We start from the raw sequence: 17,212 nt of genomic DNA on the forward strand, positions 1-17,212 counted from the left end.
TAGAATTGTTGCAATTAATATTTAAAAAAGATAGAAAGTCAAAAAATGAATAGGACATATCATTTTATAAATAAATTTATTAGTACAATATTGGTTTCAGCAGCTATCGGAAGCTGCTTTACTGTTAACAATCCTGTGATACCGACCCAAAATGCTGCGGCTAAAGCAACCACTTACCGGCGTTGGGATAAAGCTAAGACAACTGTTTACTTACAACTAGGTAAAAACAAGGATTTAATTGCCGCTTCAAACGACGCAATTAAGGCATGGAACAAAACCAAGGCGTTTACGTTTGTTAAGACCAAGAAGCCTAATAAGGCTAAGATTGTCATTATGCCTTGGTACAATACCACCACCGACTTTGCCGGGTATACTTCATGGCATTACAAGCTTAAGAATAAGCGAATGCATGATGCCACCATCCTGTTAAATCAATTTTACTTGCAAAACCATTCAAAAATCATTTTGACTCATGAAGACATTGTCAAAGTGGTTGAACATGAATTGGGTCACGCTATTGGCCTTAGTCATTATAAAAAAGCGCCATCAGTTATGGATCCTGAGTGCAAATATACCATTCAGCCACTTGATATTAAAAAAGTTAAAAAAATCTACCGTAAATAAACTGGCAGTAAAACATTTTATAGCCAACGTAAAATGCTCTTAAGGACTTAGATTGAATATCTAGTTTGTCCTTAAGAGCATTTTTTACTACTTACCAGCTAACTTTACTAAGTAACTCAATTATTCAATTTTAAATGAATTGCTTACCTGTCCATTAGTCAGTTCTTCTGTCGCAATTGGCTTTTCCGGGTTGTGCTTTTGGTCAACCGTTATTTTGCCAGCAACTCCGGTAAAGTCTTTAATGTTGGCTAAGTTGGTTGCAATCTTAGCTGAATCATCCGATTTACCTGTTTCAATTGCTTCTTTAATCATATAAACCGCATCATAAGCAAGAGCTGAAAAAGTCGGTGCTTGTTCGTGATAACGCGCCTTATAAGCCTTCATAAACTTAGCAGCAACTGGATCCTTGGCAGCTGCCCGAACAGAAAATGGTGTCGTGTAGTAGATTTTAGTTGCACTTTTATTACCAGCAATTTGGGCTAATTTAGGATCGGCCATGCCATCACTACCAACGATTGGAACTTTAATCCCCATTTGCCGCGCTTGCTTGATGATTAAACCAGCTTCTGTGTAATATCCAGGAACATATATTGCATCAACTTTTTTGGATTTAAATGAAGTTAAAATGGCATTGAAGTCCTTGTCACCTGCTGAAAATGTTTGACTATCAACGATTTTGCCTTGATATGCCTTTTTAAAGGCCTTAGCCAAACCAGTGCCATAATCACTTGAATTATCAGCTAAAATTGCAACTCTCTTTGCCTTTAACTGATTAAAGACAAATTTCGCTGCGCTGCCACCCTGGAAGTTATTTTGATAGCAGGCACGAAAGACGTATGGTTGAACCTTGCCATCTTTTTGTAAGGTAAATTTGGGATCCGTGGCTGATGGACTAACACTAGGAACGGCTGCCTTAGTTATATTAGGTATCTGAGCAGTTCCGGCATTAGTCGTAGCTGGACCAACAATGGCCGCTACTTTATCCTTTGTTGTCAATTGCGCCGCTACTGAAGCCGAAGTGGCAATAGCCGTTTTATTATCACGAATTATTAGTTTAATTTGCTTTTTATGACCATTAACGTCGATTCCACCCGCTTTGTTTATTTCACTGGCAGCTAGTTGAATACCCTGTTTTTCGGCTTCGCCATAACCGGAGGCTGCGCCTGACAGTTCCATGTTGACTCCAATTTTTACTACCGCATGATCTTGCTTTGTTCCTGCATTACTGCTATTCTTCGCAACACTACATCCTGACATCATTATCACGGCAGCTGAGGCAGTCATTACTCCCAGCATTTTTTTAGTAAATTTATTCATTATTTTCTCCTTTAAACTACTAGTGGCAATAAAAAAGCCTCGTTCATTTAATGAACGAGACTTATTGTTACTAAGTAGTTAAGCCCCATTCATTAAGACGCAAACAAGGGCTTAACCATCAATAAATTACTAAAAGCAATTCATTTCGTTAAGTCCTTCGCGACAACAACAAGGCTGCTAAATTCTGAGTATAAGTTATTTTAATAGCAATCGAATTATGATCATTAGTTTCCATTGAAATTTCCTCCTCAGAATTTAGTTTGATGTTTAAAATTATAGCGATTGGTTTTAAGAAAGTCAATCAAAAATGGTAATTAAATTAAAATAAAATGATGATTAATACCAAATTATTTTAACCTAGCTAACCACCAAAATATACTTTCTGAACTTCAGGGTTGGCTAGCAATTCATGGCCTGAGCCTGTTAACTGAACCTGACCTGTTGCTAAAACATAACCCCGATTGGCAATTGACAACGCTTGTTTGGCATTTTGCTCAATCAAAAGAATCGTGGTTCCTTTTTCATTTAACTCTTTAATAATCGTAAAAATTTGCTGGATAAACAGTGGTGACAGACCCATTGACGGTTCATCAAGCAGCAATAATTTGGGTTTAGCCATCAGTGCACGGCCAATAGCCAACATTTGTTGCTCTCCACCAGATAAAGTTGCCGCATCCTGATTCTTGCGCTTAGCAAGAATTGGAAACCGGTCAAACACTTCTTGGTAGCTCTTGGCGGCTTCACTACTATTTTTTTGTAAAAACGCCCCCATTTGCAGGTTTTCCATTACCGTTAAGCCTGAAAAAATGTGCCGTCCTTCCGGAACCTGCGAAATCCCATCTAACACAATTTGAGGTGCTTTTTGATGCACAATGTCTTTACCCTGGTAGATAATTTGCCCCGCCTTGGGTTTGAGCAGACCAGAAATCGTCTTTACGATAGTTGATTTTCCAGCACCATTAGCGCCGATAAGGGTGACGATTTCACCCTCATTGATTTCAAAGCTGACCCCTTTTACCGCTTGAATGACCCCGTAATTAACAGAAAGGTCACTTACTTTTAGCATTGCCATCTAGTCTTCACCTTCTCCTAAGTATGCTTCGATTACCTTCGGATTTGACCTAATTTCTTCTGGAGTACCAGTGGCAAGCATTTGACCTTGATCAAGGACGTAAATCCGTTCCGCTAAATTCATGACTAAGGACATATCATGCTCAATCAACAAGACGGTAATTTGAAATTCTTGTTGAATATGTTTAATCAAATTAGTTAAATCTGCTGTTTCCTCTGGGTTCATCCCTGCGGCCGGCTCATCCAAAAAGAGAATTTGGGACTCTGTTGCAAGTGCCCGAACAATCTCCAGCCGACGCTGCGTTCCGTATGGTAAATTTTTGGCCAAAGTCTGCTTGTTGGCGGTCAAGTCAAAAATGTCTAAAAGTTTTTCAGCCGCAACTCGCATTTCTTTTTCTGTGCGATAAAAACTAGGCAAACGGAAAACCGTCGTTAAAAAGCCCTCTTTGTACTCATTGGTCATGGCCGTTAATACATTATCCATAACCGTCAGATTTTTAAATAACCGAATATTTTGGAAAGTTCGCGATAGCCCCAAATCAGCTATCTGAACAGCGCTTTTTCGCGTTAAGTCATAGTTTTGCTGGTCAACGTGCAAATCAATCTTACCGCTTGTTACCTGAACCATACCGGTCAGCAGGTTAAACAAGGTGGTTTTCCCTGCGCCATTGGGACCAATTAAAGCAACTAATTCATGCTTGTCTAAGTGAAGGGAGACGTCATTAACGGCTGTCAGTCCGCCAAATTTACGCACCACATGCTCAACTTGCAATAAATGTTCCATTCTTTAGCCCCTCTCTTTTTTACCAAAACGACGCGTTAGGTTCTTCAGGGAAAATTCCCAGTTACCCAACAGTCCTGAAGGTTTGAAAATCATGATCAGAATCAGTGCAATTGCGTATATCACCATCCGCAACGAGCCAAAGTTCTGCAAAACCGTATCAAGTATGCCTAACACGGTAGCTGCCACAAAGGTTCCGGTCATACTGCCAACACCACCTAAAACAACGATTACCAGAATTGAGATAGATTCCATAATGCCATAATTAGAAGGTGAAATCGTCTGGACGTATGAAGCCTGTAAACTACCGGCAATTGCGGCAGTTGCCCCGCCTAAAACGAAGGCAGCCAATTTCCACTTAGTCGTATTGATGCCCATTGCTTCAGCAGCAATTTCATCTTCACGAACAGCCTTAATCGCTCTACCATCACGTGAGCGAATGAAATTCATCAAAACAATGGTCGTTAAGCAGACCAAGATATAAACAGTTGGCCACGAACAAAACTGCGGAATATTAAACATCCCAGCGGAACCGCCCGTAATTTTCAAATTATTAATAATGTTTCTGATAATTTCGGCAGCACCTAAAGTGGCAATTGCCAAATAATCACCTTTTAGTCTGATAAAGGTTGCGGTACCAATGACGGCAGCAATAATAATCGCTAGCGCCATTCCGATCAGTACAGAAGCAATAAAACCTAATTCACTATTGATATGCTGCGTAATGATTGCGGTCGTATACGCACCAATTGCCATAAAGCCAGCATGACCTAGCGAAAATTGGCCACTGAATCCGATAATTAAGTTTAATCCCGATGCCAAAATAATGTTAATTCCAATCGTAACTAACATATTTTCGATGAAATCGTCAATAACACCTACCATAATCAGCGTATTGATTAGATAAAAGCCGGCAACCATGATTGCAAGCCACGACAAAATATATTTCCAATTTGCTTTCATTTTGCCACCTAAACCTTTTCCTTAGTATTTTTGCCAAAAATACCTGCTGGTAAAAAGAGCAAAATAACAATTAACACAAAGTAAACCACGGCATCCTTGTACGCAGAAAGACCAATTGATTGGAAAAATGTTTCCAATATACCAATTAGGAAACCACCAAGAGATGCTCCAGGTACTGAGCCAATTCCACCTAAAACAGCTGCTACGAATGCTTTAATTCCTGGCGTCATCCCCATTAATGGGTCAATTTGGTTATAGTACATCCCAATCAGGACACCGGCTGCACCTGCAAGCGCTGAGCCCAAGGCAAAAGTAAATGAAATAGTGTGGTTAACATTAACGCCAACTAATTCCGCTGCATCGGGGTCAACCGAAACGGCACGCATTGCGCGCCCCATCTTAGTTTTTTTAATGATAACTTGTAATAAAAGCATTAAAACTAAAGCCGTTGCCAAGATTAAGACCTGGACATTGGAAATGATCACGCCGCCGATATTGTAATTAACTTGTTCCATGACCTGGGGAAAGCTGCGGGCATTTGAACCAACCAGGTAGGACATGCCGTTTTCGAGTAAAAATGACACGCCAATTGCGGTAATCAAAACAGCTATCCGCGGTGATTTACGTAGTGGTCGATATGCGAAATATTCGATCACAACACCCGCAATCGCACCAACAATCATTGCTGAAAGCAAGGCAGTAATAAAGTTAAAATGCCACAGACTAATTGCATAGTATGCAAAAAATGCACCGAGCATGTAAATATCGCCATGAGCAAAGTTGATCAATTTAATAATGCCGTAAACCATGCTGTAGCCTAAAGCCAGCAAGGCATAAATTGAACCTAGCGACAAAGCATTAATGATTTGCTGTAAAACTATTTGCAAATTTAATCGCTCCTTTAATTTAGTAAATCTGCTGACAAAAAGCCAACCTACTCAATCTTGAATGAATTATTAATTTTGCCATTGGTAATCTCTTCAATAACTATTGATTTGTCTGGGTTATGGTATTTGTCGATTGTCATTTTGCCCGTAACTCCCTTAAAGTCCTTGAGCTTAGCTAACCCTGCTGTAATCTTAGTAGAATCATCAGATTTCTCGTCTTCGATTGCTTGTTTAACCATGTAAACAGAGTCATACGCTAGAGCTGAGAATGCAGGCGCATCTGCATGATAGCGGTCTTTAAAAGCTTTTAAAAATTTGGAAGCAACCGGATCTTGAGCAGCAACGCGAGTTGAAAATGGTGTGGTGTAGAAAATCTTAGTTGCATTTTTGGCACCAGCAATCTGAACCAGTTTTGAGTCACACATCCCGTCACCACCAACAATTGGTACCTTAATGCCCATTTGACGAGCTTGCTTGATGATTAAGCCAATTTCCGTATAGTAGCCAGGAACATAAATTACGTCAGCATTTTTAGCTTTAAACGAAGTCAGAACTGCATTGAAGTCCTTATCTCCGGCCGAGTAAGTCTGATTATCAACAATCTTGCCTTTAAAGGTCTTCTTAAACGCCTTAGCCAAGCCTGTACCGTAGTCACTAGAATTGTCAGCATAAATCGCTACACGCTTTGCCTTCAGCTTGTCCATGACAAATTTGGCTGCACTCTCACCTTGAATATTGTTTTGGAAACATGCCCGGAATACGTATTGCTGTACTTTACCATCTTTTTGCAAAGTGAATTTTGGATCAGTTGCAGATGCGCTGACAAAAGGTACGGCAGCCTTGGTAATGTTTGGAATTTGTGCTGTTCCCGCATTAGTCGTAGCAGGTCCCACCACTGCGGCAACTTTATCCTTAGTTGTCAACTGCGCTGCTACAGAAGCTGAAGTAGCAATTGACGATTTATTATCGCGCATGATTAACTTGATCTTTTTCTTATGACCATTGACGTTAATTCCACCTGCTTTATTAATTTCACTGACGGCTAACTGGATTCCCTGCTTTTCGGCGTTACCGTAACCTGCAACGGTTCCGGAAAGCTCCATATTGACCCCAATTTTAACCGTATCCTTATCTTGCTTGGTTCCAGCGCTACTGCCACCGTTTTTGGCAACTGAACATCCCGCTAGCATCAATACTGCCGTGCCCGCTGTCAGGACACCCAATACCTTTTTAGTAAACCTTTTCATCATCTTCTCCTTTTATCCCATGCCTACAAAAAGCCTCATTCAAGTTAATGAATGAGGCTTCAGGCTAATTGTTAGTTAAGCCTCATTCATCAAGACGTAAACAAGGGCTTAACTTATGTGAATTACCATTAGTAATTCTCGTTTGCTAAGTCCTTCTCGACAACAAGGCAATAATAATTTCTTGAGCGTCAGCTATTTTAATGCACAATTGCTTGTTAGTTTGTCCGTTGTTCATTAAAATATCCTCCTCAAAATTTAATTTAATACTTAGAATTATAGGTACACGCTTTTTGTATGTCAAGAACTATATGAAATTAAATTTAAATTTTTTAAACTTTTTTAGTAATAAAGATTATTTTTTATTAATAAGGAAAAAGCAAATACATAGTCAACAATTACCATTGTTCCCGGCACATTTAAAACATATTTGGAAATTAGCTGATTATACTTTTTCAGTTCAAAATGTACATCAGCTTCTCCAAATAAAGACTGATTAGCTTAAGCACATTAGCAATCGTTTAGCACAACATTAGCTGTCAGATTGATAGATGAATTGAAAATTCTTGTTTTTAGTCTGTAATTTTTCAATGTTTAATAACTTTTGGCTGTTACCCACAAAATACCCAAGTTAATAATTCTTTGACATCAAAAAATTATCAAAAAATCATCTATAAAACCAAAAAGATGAAGTTTATTAATCTCCTAGATTCTGCCAAGATATGAAATAATCATGTGATACTTTTAACTTTATGTTAAAATAAAAGAAATAATAAGGAGGCCAAAATGTTTGCAACAATTTTTTATTGGATCATAATTGCTGTTACTGGTTTGTGGGGAATATGGTCAGCTGTCTGGTCAATCATTTATATAGTTAAGCACGAAAATGGAAACTTATGGATTTTTGCGATTATTAATGCTTTAATTTTAGGTTTGCTAGGTTTAGCCAATCTGATTTATAGCACAGAAGGGAACCAATGGTATTGGTTTGCTTCTTCTAGGGCAGATATTAGTTTTTTGGTTTACATACTTTGGGCTTATTGCGTTCTTGTCATATTTCAGTTTCTTTGTGGCTTTACACGTAAGCCTAATAAAGCCTAATAATTAACCTATTTTGCTTATTTATTATTAAGATGGGTATTTTCTTACTAAAAAAGTTGATCTTGATAGATCAACTTTTTTAGTTTCAAATAATATTTCATCATCGCTAATTTTGAACAAGTAAAGTACTAGCTACTTTAAATTAGTATTTTCTCATTTGCATTTCTTGTATTAATGGAACTATTTCGGAAAAACCCGTATACCCAGAAAAATACTTTTTTAGGATATGTAATGCTTGCACGGTAAATTTATTTGCTAGATTCTGTGCATAGTTAATACCACCTAAATCACTAACCAGTTTATCAATTTGCCTTAACTGAGTTAATGAAAGTTTCTTTCCTATTTTGACTAAGTCCTTAAGTTCACCAGTCTCATCTTTTTTTAATGCAAAAATTAAAGGACCTGTATAAACACCATTTAAGACATCCATTAACACTGGTTTTTTTAGTTCTGTCTCTGTCGATGTATAGTCTAAGATATCATCACGTAACTGAAAAGCTTGACCAAACAGGAGCCCTACTTTCTGCGCTTTTCTAGCTAATGATCTACTTAGACCACCTTCAAGCGCACCAATATAGCAAGCATATCCAAAAAGACTGGCAGTTTTGCCACGGATTTGCTCAAGATATTCTTGTTCCGTAATTGTAATATTATACTCATTACCATACTGCATAGTTTCGCCCGCTAAAATTTCCTGCATAGTACTTCCATTAATCCGTAAATCAGTTATCCTAGAAGTGTTTTCACTAAGTAGTTGTAAAGAAAGAGCAAATAAGTAGTCTCCAGAATATAAAGCAATAGTTTTGCCAAATTTAGCCTGAACAGACTCTCTTCCCCGTCTTGTGGCAGAATTATCAATAATATCATCATGAATCAAGGTAGCATTATGAAGTATTTCCACAGAGCTCGCTATATTATATATTTTTTGTTCATTTTGATTATTTCCCATTTCTCCAAAAAGGAGCACAAAACTGGGACGTAATTGTTTTCCGGACATAGAAAAAGCATACTCAAGGGCTTCACCTAATTTTCCTTTTGGTAAAGCTACATTTTGATGAATTATTTTTTGCACTTGAATTAATTGTTTATCTAACCTCGTCATTTTAATTTCCCTTGTCAATAACGTTCTTAATAAAGCTGAATGCACCAACGTAATGTAAAAGGAAATTACTAATTAGGCCAACTAATAACCCCGATAGAATTCCGAATATCGTTAGCAGAGGCAAATATAAAAAAATAAATTTACTTTGAGCAAGTATTACTGCAATTAATAATTGACCAAAATTGTGGCTCACGCCGCCGATAACCGACACACCAATTAAACTAATAAACTTTGATGTTAATGGTATAAAAAGCTTCATCAAAATTAAACTTAGAAATGAACCAGCTGCCGCATATAAAAATGTTCCAGTTCCACCAGTCATTAATGCTGTTAAAACAATCCTGAGGAATGTTAATAAAAAGCAATACCTAAAAGGCAAAATCATCAAAGAAATAAGGGTAATGATATTTGTTAATCCCAACCTCGCTCCCGGAGCAAAGAAAAAGGGTGACGGTAACATCTGTTCAACAATACTAAGAATAATCCCCTGAGAACATAAAATTCCTGTAAAAACATAATTGTATAAATGGTTACTTGTCTTAGTCATAGTGCACGCAAAACTTTATTCATTATTTTCATTCTCAACCTTTAATTCAACTAAAAACTTGTGAGGTAAACAAACTATTGTGTCTCCAATCTTACTTTTCCAACCGTCTTTAACGCATATTTGATCTTTACAGTTTGCATCAATCATTCGAATTTTATGATTTTTTACCTTAACCACATTAAGTTTATTGCCATGCTGATATTTCCACACTATATCATGGTTCAAAGATAGCTTTTTGACCTGCTTATTATCAACTTTAATTACAGCAATAATATTATTGCTTTCTCTCATTGGCGATAATAAAAAGTAAAAGGGAATGATGCTAATAACTAGTAAAATTAAAATAATTATTAAATCGCCCAGTTTTACCCGTCTGCTTTTTTTCATAGATAAACACCATTGATATATAAACTAAAAAAGTCTTATAGATTTACTATAGGACCTTTTGGAAAATTCCGTTAATTCTTTATCCCATTTTTATCAATGTGATAAATTGGTTTTAAGATACCATAACGCCATTTAGTAAGTTTCTTTTCTAGCCAAGGCACAAACCACATATCTAAGCCAAAGGATCTGCCTGAACCATTCATAACTGCCAATGCAGCAAAGATCATCCATACATTTACCCAGTAGTTCATTCCTGATAAACAAAAAATAGCTACAAAGACTGCACTCATACCTCCAGCTAACCAAGTACAAAATCCTAAAATTAGCATGATTCCTAAAGCAATCTCAAGGCACGTCATAGTTTTCTGAGCTACCAATGCCGCTTCTTTATTAGGAATCATAACTTTAGTCATTGCTTGAACCCAACTTGGCATTTTATCAAAAACCGCCATTGGCGAATGACCATAATCATAGTTCAAAGAAAATATCGCCGGTGCTGCGGCAGTTGCAGCTTTTCCAGTAGCAGCTGTAGTTGCTGCAGCTTTTTGCGAAGCGCCGCTGGTAGCAGCCTGTATCAACCATGGGAACTGTAGTTGCAATTTATTAGTGAACCATGAACCACTGCCTTGAACTTTATACCAACAGTCTATTATCCACATCATGCCAAGGTATATTCTTAGTGGCACTGTCCACAAGACATTCCCATAGCGATTAAGGTTGCCACGCCACAATGTGGGGCGCTTAATTCTGAACCATTCATCCATTACATAATGAAAAAGATAATGTCCTGAATAAATTGCTATAAAGTAAATCATGTCAACAATGTCCTTCATCAAAATGGCAAAGAATCCACTTAAATGAAACGTGTTAACTAAAGAAGCTACACCCCAAGCCGGCCCCAAAGATACCATAAAACCTGAGTATGTACCCTTAAATTTAACGGGCTCACCACCATTAATTTGATTGTAAATATTTCTTAGCGCACACTTCCCCGCAGATTCAGCTCCTTGGACTACTTGTGGTTCACCACGTCCACTATCGTCTGCATCATATAACGCAACATCACCAATAACATATATATGAGAATCAGTAGGAATTTGTGAATATTCATTAACGATTATTCGACCGGCTTTCCCAGTTTGAAAACCAAAATCTTTAGCCGTATCAACTGCTTTAACGCCAGCAGTCCAAATCAAGGTTCTCGTTGGAAATGTAGAGCCATCCTTAAGATCAACATAATTTTTATGAACTCCGACTACACCAGTGTTAGTTTTAATTTCAACTCCCTGTTTTAAGAGATACTGTGCTGCCTTATCAGCATCTGGTCGATCAAGCATATTCATGACCGTTGGCGCCATTTCCATCATCGTGATTTTAATGTCATTCTTTTGCAAATTATATTTTTTAGCTAATTCTCCACGCCATGAATTCAATTCACCAGCCATTTCTGTTCCTGTAAACCCAGTACCAACAACAACGAAGTTTAGGTACTGTGCTTTCTTTTCGGGATCACGTTCCCTAGATCCCATATGTACCATCAAATCAATATGATCACGTAATCTCTCAGCATCGTCTAGATTACCTAAAGTAAAGCCATATTCCTTGACACCAGTTGTCCCAAAGTCGTTTGGCTGGGAACCAATAGCTAACACAACATAATCATATGGGTAAACATTATTATCACCTATAACTTTTTTGGCAGACTGATCAATCTTTGTAACATTATCAGTTACAACATCAACATTTTTCCTGCGGGAAAATAAACGCTGTAAGTCATATTTAAGACTTTTTGCTTCTACTCGATTAGCCGCTACTTCATGTAGCGAAGTCATCATCGTCATATAAGGATTTTTATCAATCAGTGTAATTTTAACATCTTGCCGTTTTTTCATTTTCTTTGCAAGATGCTTAGTCGTATAGAGACCGCCGAAGCCCCCTCCAATTACAACAACATTTATTTCAGCCACTTTAAGCACCCTTTCAAAAGTAATAACTGTACATATTTCTAATTATACTAGACTTTATATATTGGGTAAAGTGCTAAATTTCACAAATATATTTTTTAATTGGTGTAATACGCTTTCTTTATTGTTACTCTGAATATTTTTAAAACTTTAAATTGCTATTGCATTAACTAAGTTCCTATTTTATAATTTTAATAAGTGAAGTAATACACAAATACGTTCATCTTATTAGCAAGGAGAAATTTATGAAAAAAAACAAGATTATTTACAGTGCAACTATGTTATCTTTATCTGCTTTATTATTAGGTGCCTGCTCAACAACAGCTAGCAATGATTCTTCCAAGAATTCGAAACCAAAAGAAAGTAAAGTTACTCAGAAAAAAGCCATCAAACAAGTTGCTGGAGGCAAGTTAAAAGATGGTGACTATAAACTGGTAGAAGACAATTTCTCCAATGGCTATCGATTAAAAATGGCAATGACGGTTAAAAATGGTAAAGTAATTGATACTAGTTATGATTACTTTAATAAAGATGGTAAATCGAAGGCAAAGGACGATAAATATGAAGAGCAAATGAAGAAATATTCTAAGGAAAAGATAGGTCCTAAAGAATATATTCCTGAGTTACGGAAATCATTCGCTAAAAATGGTGCTAATTCAAGTGCCATTCAGGTAGTATCAGGGGCAACCGGTTCCAGTATGACTTTAAAGAACTATGTTAACCAGTTAACTCAAGCCGCACAAAAAGGTAAAACAGGTACTATTCATATTAATAATGATAAAAAAATGAAAGATGGTACTTACAAGCTAGAAGAACAGAATTACAGTCATGATTACCGTCAAGTATTTGCAATGGTAATTAAAAAGGGTAAAATCAGCAGTTTTAAATATGATCAAATTAACAAAAAGGGTATTTCTAAAACCAAAAATTCTTCATACGAAAAACAAATGAAGAAAATTAATAATATTGGCCCTAAAGAGTATATTCCAAAATTACAAGAAGAGTTCTTAAAGTCTAAGGGTAATACTGAAAAAGTACAGGTAGTTTCAGGAGCAACTGAATCTTCCAATTCCTTTATTGCCTACGTCAGTCAGTTAATTAATGCAGCACAAAAAGGTGACACTAAGACTATAAAAGTAGATAATATTGTTTATCAGGAATAGAAATTTTAATTATTAATTAGAAAAAAGAGTGACATTATAGCCGCTCCTTTTTTGTTAAGGGATTTAAGATGAAAAAGCAAGTTTTGAAAGTACTATTAGTAATAGAACTACTAATAGCAGGAACTAGTTTGGCAGCATGCTCAACTCAAAGTAAAAATACCAAGGCTGTGAAAACCGAGATCACAACTCAGCCAATTTCTGATACTAAATTTTTAATGGGTACCGTTTGCACAATTAAAATATATAACAAGCATAAACATCAAGCATTACAGGCCGGTTTCGATCGCATTGAAACTTTAGCAAAAGAAACTACTGTTAATCAAAAGGGTAGTGAAATAGATAAAATCAATCAAAATGCTGGAATTAAGTCGACTAAGGTAACACCAACTATTTATAGGATGTGCAAGGATGCGTACTACTACAGTAAAATATCCGCAGGTACATTTGATTTTACCATTGGCCCTATTACTAGTTTGTGGCGAATTGGTTTTCCTGATGCTCATAAACCTAAAGAAAGCACAATTAAAAAGAAATTACCCTTAGTAAATTATCATAACGTCGTATTTAATGATCAAAAACGAACTGTTTTTCTAAAAAAGCGAGGTATGAAGCTAGATCTTGGCGGAATGGCTAAAGGTTTTATTTCTGATGAGGTAATGAAAGTATTAAAAAAAGAAGGAGTAACTAGTGCCATCATCGACCTAGGTGGCAATGTTTATGTGTTAGGAAAATCACCAACTAATGGAAATAACTGGTCAGTTGGAATTCAGGATCCTAAAGCTGCACGCGGAGCAGCAATTGGATCCCTTCCTGAACAAAATGCTACAGCCGTAACTTCAGGAATTTACGAACGCTATCTTAAAGTTGGTAATAAGGTTTATAGTCATTTGATGAATCCTAAAACTGGCTACCCTTGTCAAAACAACTTATTGAGCGTAACAATTATCGCCAAACGTTCAAAAACTGGAGATGGATTATCCACTGCTGTTTTTAATCGAGGATTAAAGAAAGGATACAAATATATTGAAAAAAAGTCAGGTATAGAAGCAATTTTTATAACGAAAAAGAAAAATGTTTATATTACACCAGGTCTTAAAAATAAATTTAAGCTGTTTTCAAATAATGGTTACCACTTAGCTAATTTGAAACCATAAAATAGTTTGTGAAAGGAAATAAATTATGGAGGCTAAAAAACAATATAAACGCTTTACTATAACTGATTTTTTTGAATTAGTCAGACTTAACACCAAATTGAATAGCTTAATGCCCTACTTATTAGGTGTATTGTTTGCGTACTTTTATTTTCATACTTTTAATTGGGAAAACTCGTTGATTTACTTGATTGCTCAAGGAGCAATTGCACTTTTTGTTACAGGTTTTAATAACGTTCAAGACTACCGCCTTGCTAAAAGTAAGAGCTATCAAAAAGAGCATAATTTAATTGGTAAGCGTAACTTATCTCCCACAACTTCTTTAATATTAATGCTTATGTTGCTTTTTATTGCTGGAATTTTGGGCATTTGGCTAACAATTCGAACGGATCTTTTTATTATATTAGTTGGAGTACCTGGCCTTTTCGTTGCTGTTTTCTATACCTACGGTCCTGTACCTTTCTCTCGAATTCCTTTAGGAGAAATTTTAGCTGGCTTGTTTGAAGGTCTGGGCATAATGTTTTTAGCTGTTTACATTAATTCACCATTTTCACAACTGGCTAGTTTGACTTTAAATTGGCCTATATTTTCATTTTCTGGTAATTTAGCTAATTTATTAATGGTCTTTTGGATAGCTTTACCTCAGGCTTTTTTTAATGCCGCTACAATGCTAGCTGATAATACTTGCGACTTGAAGCAGGATTTAGCTAATGGTCGCTATACTTTACCTTCATATATAGGTATTCCAAGGTCTTTAAAGTTATTTAGTTTTTTAACTTTATTTCCTTATGTAATCGTTTTGATTAGTGTAATTTTTAAACTTTTACCTATTTGGCAACTTTTAGTATTTATCACCTTTCCTCGACTATATAAAAACGTTCAGACCTTTAGAAAAAAGCAAACTAAGGATATGACATTTTGGGTAGATAAAGATAATATTAGGCACAAAGTCCTGACTACCTTTGATTTGGCCCCACAAAATTTATTTTGGTTTCAACTAATGCAAATCTTAGGGTTAGTAATTGGAATTTTATTTTCATAAAATCTTTTAAATGGACTTAAAAGCTACGCTTCAAACAGCGTAGCTTTTTATATTTCACATATTACTAATTATCCAATACGATTTTTTTATAAAGTTTGACAGTTAAAACGTAATAGAACAAATAAAAAATAATAAAAATTGTAAACGGGATCCAAATGCCGCGGTATGGATACGGGAGAAGTCCTCTAAACAGCTTAAGCCCAAAGAGAACATCAATTATGCCCAAAATGCCTGGCAGTGCGAACAATACACCAATTTCCACCATAATTGAGTGCCGGAGCAATTTGATTCTCACTCCCATTTTGGCCAGCATTTGGTAGCGCAAGCGATCATTGTAAGCGCCGCTGAGTACCTTAAACATTAAGGTTGAAGCAAGCATGGTTAAAAAGGCTAGCCCGAGAAAGAAACCCATGAATTCAAAGCCGCTGACATAGCCGACTATCATTTGATAGGCATTAGCTTTACTAGTATTGATTACATTTGCAGCAGCCGCGTTTTCTTTTACTTCCATGCGTTCTATTTTTAAAATGCGCGGGTAGTCGTGAACGAAGTCTTTCGTCCTAATCAAGGTAATTGCTTTCGGCTTCTGCTTCAATTGTCGGTACTTTTCTTTTGTTACCAGTTGCACTACCTTACCGGTATTGGGAAAGAAATTGCTAAGAATTGGCGCAAGACTATCCTTAGACACGGTTACAACGCGCATTTTTATCATGCCGGTTGAAGTGCTTGAGTCAACTAATTCTTTATTTTTAAGTGGTTTATTGGTCAGTTCGGCACTTTGGAAATAGGCTTTTTGGCGATCCTCTTTATAATGGTATGTCTGCTGGCTTTTTAATGTCAGCTTTGCCAGTTCTTTTTTGACAGGCTTGGAATCGCTACAAATACTTGCATCATAGTAATATCCTTGGGCAACTGTCTCTTTAAGAGAATTAAAATTAAGGCCAACTGTGATTGCACCTAATGCCAAGGCAAAAAGAAGTGAAATCATGGTTAAAATGCGAGTATAGCTATGCAAGCGAAACTTCAGCTGCCCCAAGGTAAACATGCGAATACCACGGTAGGAAATTTTTTTATTCTTTAAAAGTAAGTTAATAATTGACGTGAAGACCGCATTGAAAACAAAGAAGGAACCAACAACAATTGTTATCAGAGCTGTGGGAATAATCTTGAAGATATTATTGGGGTTCAGGGTCATCACATAATAACCGCAGGCAAGCAGGCCAATTCCGGCTATTCCCTCAACTAGCAGTAATAGTGGATGCCGCTTCAACTTAACGGGTGTTTGATCTTCGTGCAACAGGCTGATTACTTGGGTTTTTGTTAACTTGCGCGCATTAAAAAGCGCACCGAAGAAAAAGATAACAATAAAGAAAAGAATCGTGCCTAAAATAGCCCGAGGTAAAATTACCTGAAAGTGGTTAATTGCTAGACCCAACTTGCTGACTAGCAGCCGAGAAACAAGTGCGGTTAAGCCTAAGCCTAAAATAATCCCCACAATTATCGCGATTAGCCCGGTTAATAAGGTTTCGCAGAAAATTAGAAGACCGATCCGCATGCTTTTTGCCCCGAGCATCATATACATCCCATAATCGTGTTTACGCATGCTTAACAAGAAGGTATTGGCATAGAGCAAGTAAAAGAATGTAATAATCATCAACAATACGATGCCGAAAGTAAAAATATAGTTGACGTAATTCGGGTGGTTAACCGGAAGATTCTTGGCAAGAAAAGCGGGGTTAATGGCAATTGTCAAGAACATGTAAAAGATCATGCTGGCAACAATTAAGCCTGAAAAAAGCACGACATAATCTTTCATCCTGTTTTTGATTCCGGTTAACGATAATTTCCAAATCATAATTTTTCTCCTA

At 36.6% G+C, this 17,212-nt stretch carries 16 protein-coding genes; 5 read left to right on the forward strand and 11 right to left on the reverse strand.

All coding sequences use genetic code 11. The annotated features are described in order from the left end of the window. The first annotated feature begins 45 nt into the window (after nucleotides 1-45). Nucleotides 46-624, forward strand: a complete 579-nt coding sequence (locus tag J3U73_RS06550; RefSeq protein WP_220269016.1) for a matrixin family metalloprotease — start codon at nucleotides 46-48, stop codon at nucleotides 622-624. A 120-nt stretch (nucleotides 625-744) separates the two neighbouring features. On the opposite strand, the gene J3U73_RS06555 is transcribed toward J3U73_RS06550, so the two are convergent. From J3U73_RS06555 to J3U73_RS06580, 6 genes are all read right to left on the reverse strand, one after another. Then, on the reverse strand, nucleotides 745-1,944 hold the full coding sequence (locus tag J3U73_RS06555) for an ABC transporter substrate-binding protein (protein ID WP_416381486.1): 1,200 nt from the start codon (nucleotides 1,942-1,944) through the stop codon (nucleotides 745-747). Between the two features lie 358 nt (nucleotides 1,945-2,302). After that, entirely contained in the window at nucleotides 2,303-3,013 is a 711-nt protein-coding gene (locus J3U73_RS06560; RefSeq protein ID WP_220269014.1) for an ABC transporter ATP-binding protein, read from the reverse strand. Beyond that, nucleotides 3,014-3,796 (reverse strand): ABC transporter ATP-binding protein, encoded by a 783-nt coding sequence (locus J3U73_RS06565; protein WP_267409934.1) that lies wholly within the window; start codon nucleotides 3,794-3,796, stop codon nucleotides 3,014-3,016. A 3-nt stretch (nucleotides 3,797-3,799) separates the two neighbouring features. Further along, the gene (locus J3U73_RS06570) at nucleotides 3,800-4,756 is read right to left on the reverse strand and encodes a branched-chain amino acid ABC transporter permease (protein ID WP_220220603.1); all 957 of its coding nucleotides are present in this window, start codon (nucleotides 4,754-4,756) and stop codon (nucleotides 3,800-3,802) included. A gap of 8 nt (nucleotides 4,757-4,764) precedes the next feature. Continuing rightward, nucleotides 4,765-5,643, reverse strand: a complete 879-nt coding sequence (locus tag J3U73_RS06575) for a branched-chain amino acid ABC transporter permease (RefSeq protein ID WP_103752806.1) — start codon at nucleotides 5,641-5,643, stop codon at nucleotides 4,765-4,767. A 47-nt stretch (nucleotides 5,644-5,690) separates the two neighbouring features. Continuing rightward, nucleotides 5,691-6,893: an ABC transporter substrate-binding protein gene (locus J3U73_RS06580; RefSeq protein ID WP_416381415.1), complete on the reverse strand. Its 1,203-nt coding sequence runs from the start codon at nucleotides 6,891-6,893 to the stop codon at nucleotides 5,691-5,693. A gap of 780 nt (nucleotides 6,894-7,673) precedes the next feature. On the opposite strand from J3U73_RS06580, the gene J3U73_RS06585 reads away from it, so the two are divergent. After that, the gene (locus J3U73_RS06585) at nucleotides 7,674-7,988 is read left to right on the forward strand and encodes a hypothetical protein (protein WP_267392550.1); all 315 of its coding nucleotides are present in this window, start codon (nucleotides 7,674-7,676) and stop codon (nucleotides 7,986-7,988) included. Between the two features lie 142 nt (nucleotides 7,989-8,130). On the opposite strand, the gene J3U73_RS06590 is transcribed toward J3U73_RS06585, so the two are convergent. The 4 genes from J3U73_RS06590 to J3U73_RS06605 all read right to left on the reverse strand — a co-directional run bounded on the left by J3U73_RS06590 (nucleotide 8,131) and on the right by J3U73_RS06605 (nucleotide 11,991). Then, the gene (locus tag J3U73_RS06590; RefSeq protein ID WP_267392551.1) at nucleotides 8,131-9,090 is read right to left on the reverse strand and encodes a polyprenyl synthetase family protein; all 960 of its coding nucleotides are present in this window, start codon (nucleotides 9,088-9,090) and stop codon (nucleotides 8,131-8,133) included. A 1-nt stretch (nucleotide 9,091) separates the two neighbouring features. Beyond that, nucleotides 9,092-9,637: a Gx transporter family protein gene (locus J3U73_RS06595; protein WP_267392552.1), complete on the reverse strand. Its 546-nt coding sequence runs from the start codon at nucleotides 9,635-9,637 to the stop codon at nucleotides 9,092-9,094. Between the two features lie 15 nt (nucleotides 9,638-9,652). Continuing rightward, nucleotides 9,653-10,024, reverse strand: coding sequence for a NusG domain II-containing protein (locus tag J3U73_RS06600; RefSeq protein WP_267392553.1), 372 nt, complete (start codon nucleotides 10,022-10,024; stop codon nucleotides 9,653-9,655). Between the two features lie 71 nt (nucleotides 10,025-10,095). Then, entirely contained in the window at nucleotides 10,096-11,991 is a 1,896-nt protein-coding gene (locus J3U73_RS06605; RefSeq protein WP_267392554.1) for an FAD-dependent oxidoreductase, read from the reverse strand. Nucleotides 11,992-12,233: 242 nt separating this feature from the next. Between J3U73_RS06605 and pplA the strand changes: the two genes are divergently transcribed. The 3 genes from pplA to J3U73_RS06620 all read left to right on the forward strand — a co-directional run bounded on the left by pplA (nucleotide 12,234) and on the right by J3U73_RS06620 (nucleotide 15,344). Continuing rightward, complete coding sequence (gene pplA, locus J3U73_RS06610; RefSeq protein ID WP_267392555.1) at nucleotides 12,234-13,151, forward strand: extracellular electron transfer flavoprotein PplA; 918 nt, start codon at nucleotides 12,234-12,236, stop codon at nucleotides 13,149-13,151. A 68-nt stretch (nucleotides 13,152-13,219) separates the two neighbouring features. After that, nucleotides 13,220-14,305 carry an FAD:protein FMN transferase gene (locus J3U73_RS06615; protein ID WP_267392556.1) on the forward strand — a complete coding sequence of 362 codons (1,086 nt, stop codon included), beginning with the start codon at nucleotides 13,220-13,222 and terminating at the stop codon, nucleotides 14,303-14,305. A gap of 25 nt (nucleotides 14,306-14,330) precedes the next feature. After that, nucleotides 14,331-15,344 carry a UbiA family prenyltransferase gene (locus J3U73_RS06620; protein WP_267392557.1) on the forward strand — a complete coding sequence of 338 codons (1,014 nt, stop codon included), beginning with the start codon at nucleotides 14,331-14,333 and terminating at the stop codon, nucleotides 15,342-15,344. Nucleotides 15,345-15,408: 64 nt separating this feature from the next. On the opposite strand, the gene J3U73_RS06625 is transcribed toward J3U73_RS06620, so the two are convergent. Continuing rightward, a complete protein-coding gene (locus J3U73_RS06625; RefSeq protein ID WP_267409935.1) occupies nucleotides 15,409-17,199 on the reverse strand; it encodes an FtsX-like permease family protein in 1,791 nt (596 codons plus the stop codon). Between the last annotated feature and the right edge of the window lie 13 nt (nucleotides 17,200-17,212).

The organism is Lactobacillus sp. B4005, from assembly GCF_026536045.1.
Lineage (GTDB): Bacteria > Bacillota > Bacilli > Lactobacillales > Lactobacillaceae > Lactobacillus > Lactobacillus panisapium.

Bases quoted from the DNA above. Each gene is read 5' to 3' on its own strand.
- J3U73_RS06615 (WP_267392556.1), top strand. From the start codon at position 13,220: ATGAAAAAGCAAGTTTTGAAAGTACTATTAGTAATAGAACTACTAATA.
- J3U73_RS06560 (WP_220269014.1), bottom strand. From the start codon at position 3,013: ATGGCAATGCTAAAAGTAAGTGACCTTTCTGTTAATTACGGGGTCATT.
- J3U73_RS06590 (WP_267392551.1), bottom strand. From the start codon at position 9,090: ATGACGAGGTTAGATAAACAATTAATTCAAGTGCAAAAAATAATTCAT.
- J3U73_RS06550 (WP_220269016.1), top strand. From the start codon at position 46: ATGAATAGGACATATCATTTTATAAATAAATTTATTAGTACAATATTG.
- J3U73_RS06565 (WP_267409934.1), bottom strand. From the start codon at position 3,796: ATGGAACATTTATTGCAAGTTGAGCATGTGGTGCGTAAATTTGGCGGA.
- pplA (WP_267392555.1), top strand. From the start codon at position 12,234: ATGAAAAAAAACAAGATTATTTACAGTGCAACTATGTTATCTTTATCT.
- J3U73_RS06570 (WP_220220603.1), bottom strand. From the start codon at position 4,756: ATGAAAGCAAATTGGAAATATATTTTGTCGTGGCTTGCAATCATGGTT.
- J3U73_RS06625 (WP_267409935.1), bottom strand. From the start codon at position 17,199: ATGATTTGGAAATTATCGTTAACCGGAATCAAAAACAGGATGAAAGAT.
- J3U73_RS06595 (WP_267392552.1), bottom strand. From the start codon at position 9,637: ATGACTAAGACAAGTAACCATTTATACAATTATGTTTTTACAGGAATT.
- J3U73_RS06585 (WP_267392550.1), top strand. From the start codon at position 7,674: ATGTTTGCAACAATTTTTTATTGGATCATAATTGCTGTTACTGGTTTG.
- J3U73_RS06620 (WP_267392557.1), top strand. From the start codon at position 14,331: ATGGAGGCTAAAAAACAATATAAACGCTTTACTATAACTGATTTTTTT.
- J3U73_RS06580 (WP_416381415.1), bottom strand. From the start codon at position 6,893: ATGATGAAAAGGTTTACTAAAAAGGTATTGGGTGTCCTGACAGCGGGC.
- J3U73_RS06600 (WP_267392553.1), bottom strand. From the start codon at position 10,024: ATGAAAAAAAGCAGACGGGTAAAACTGGGCGATTTAATAATTATTTTA.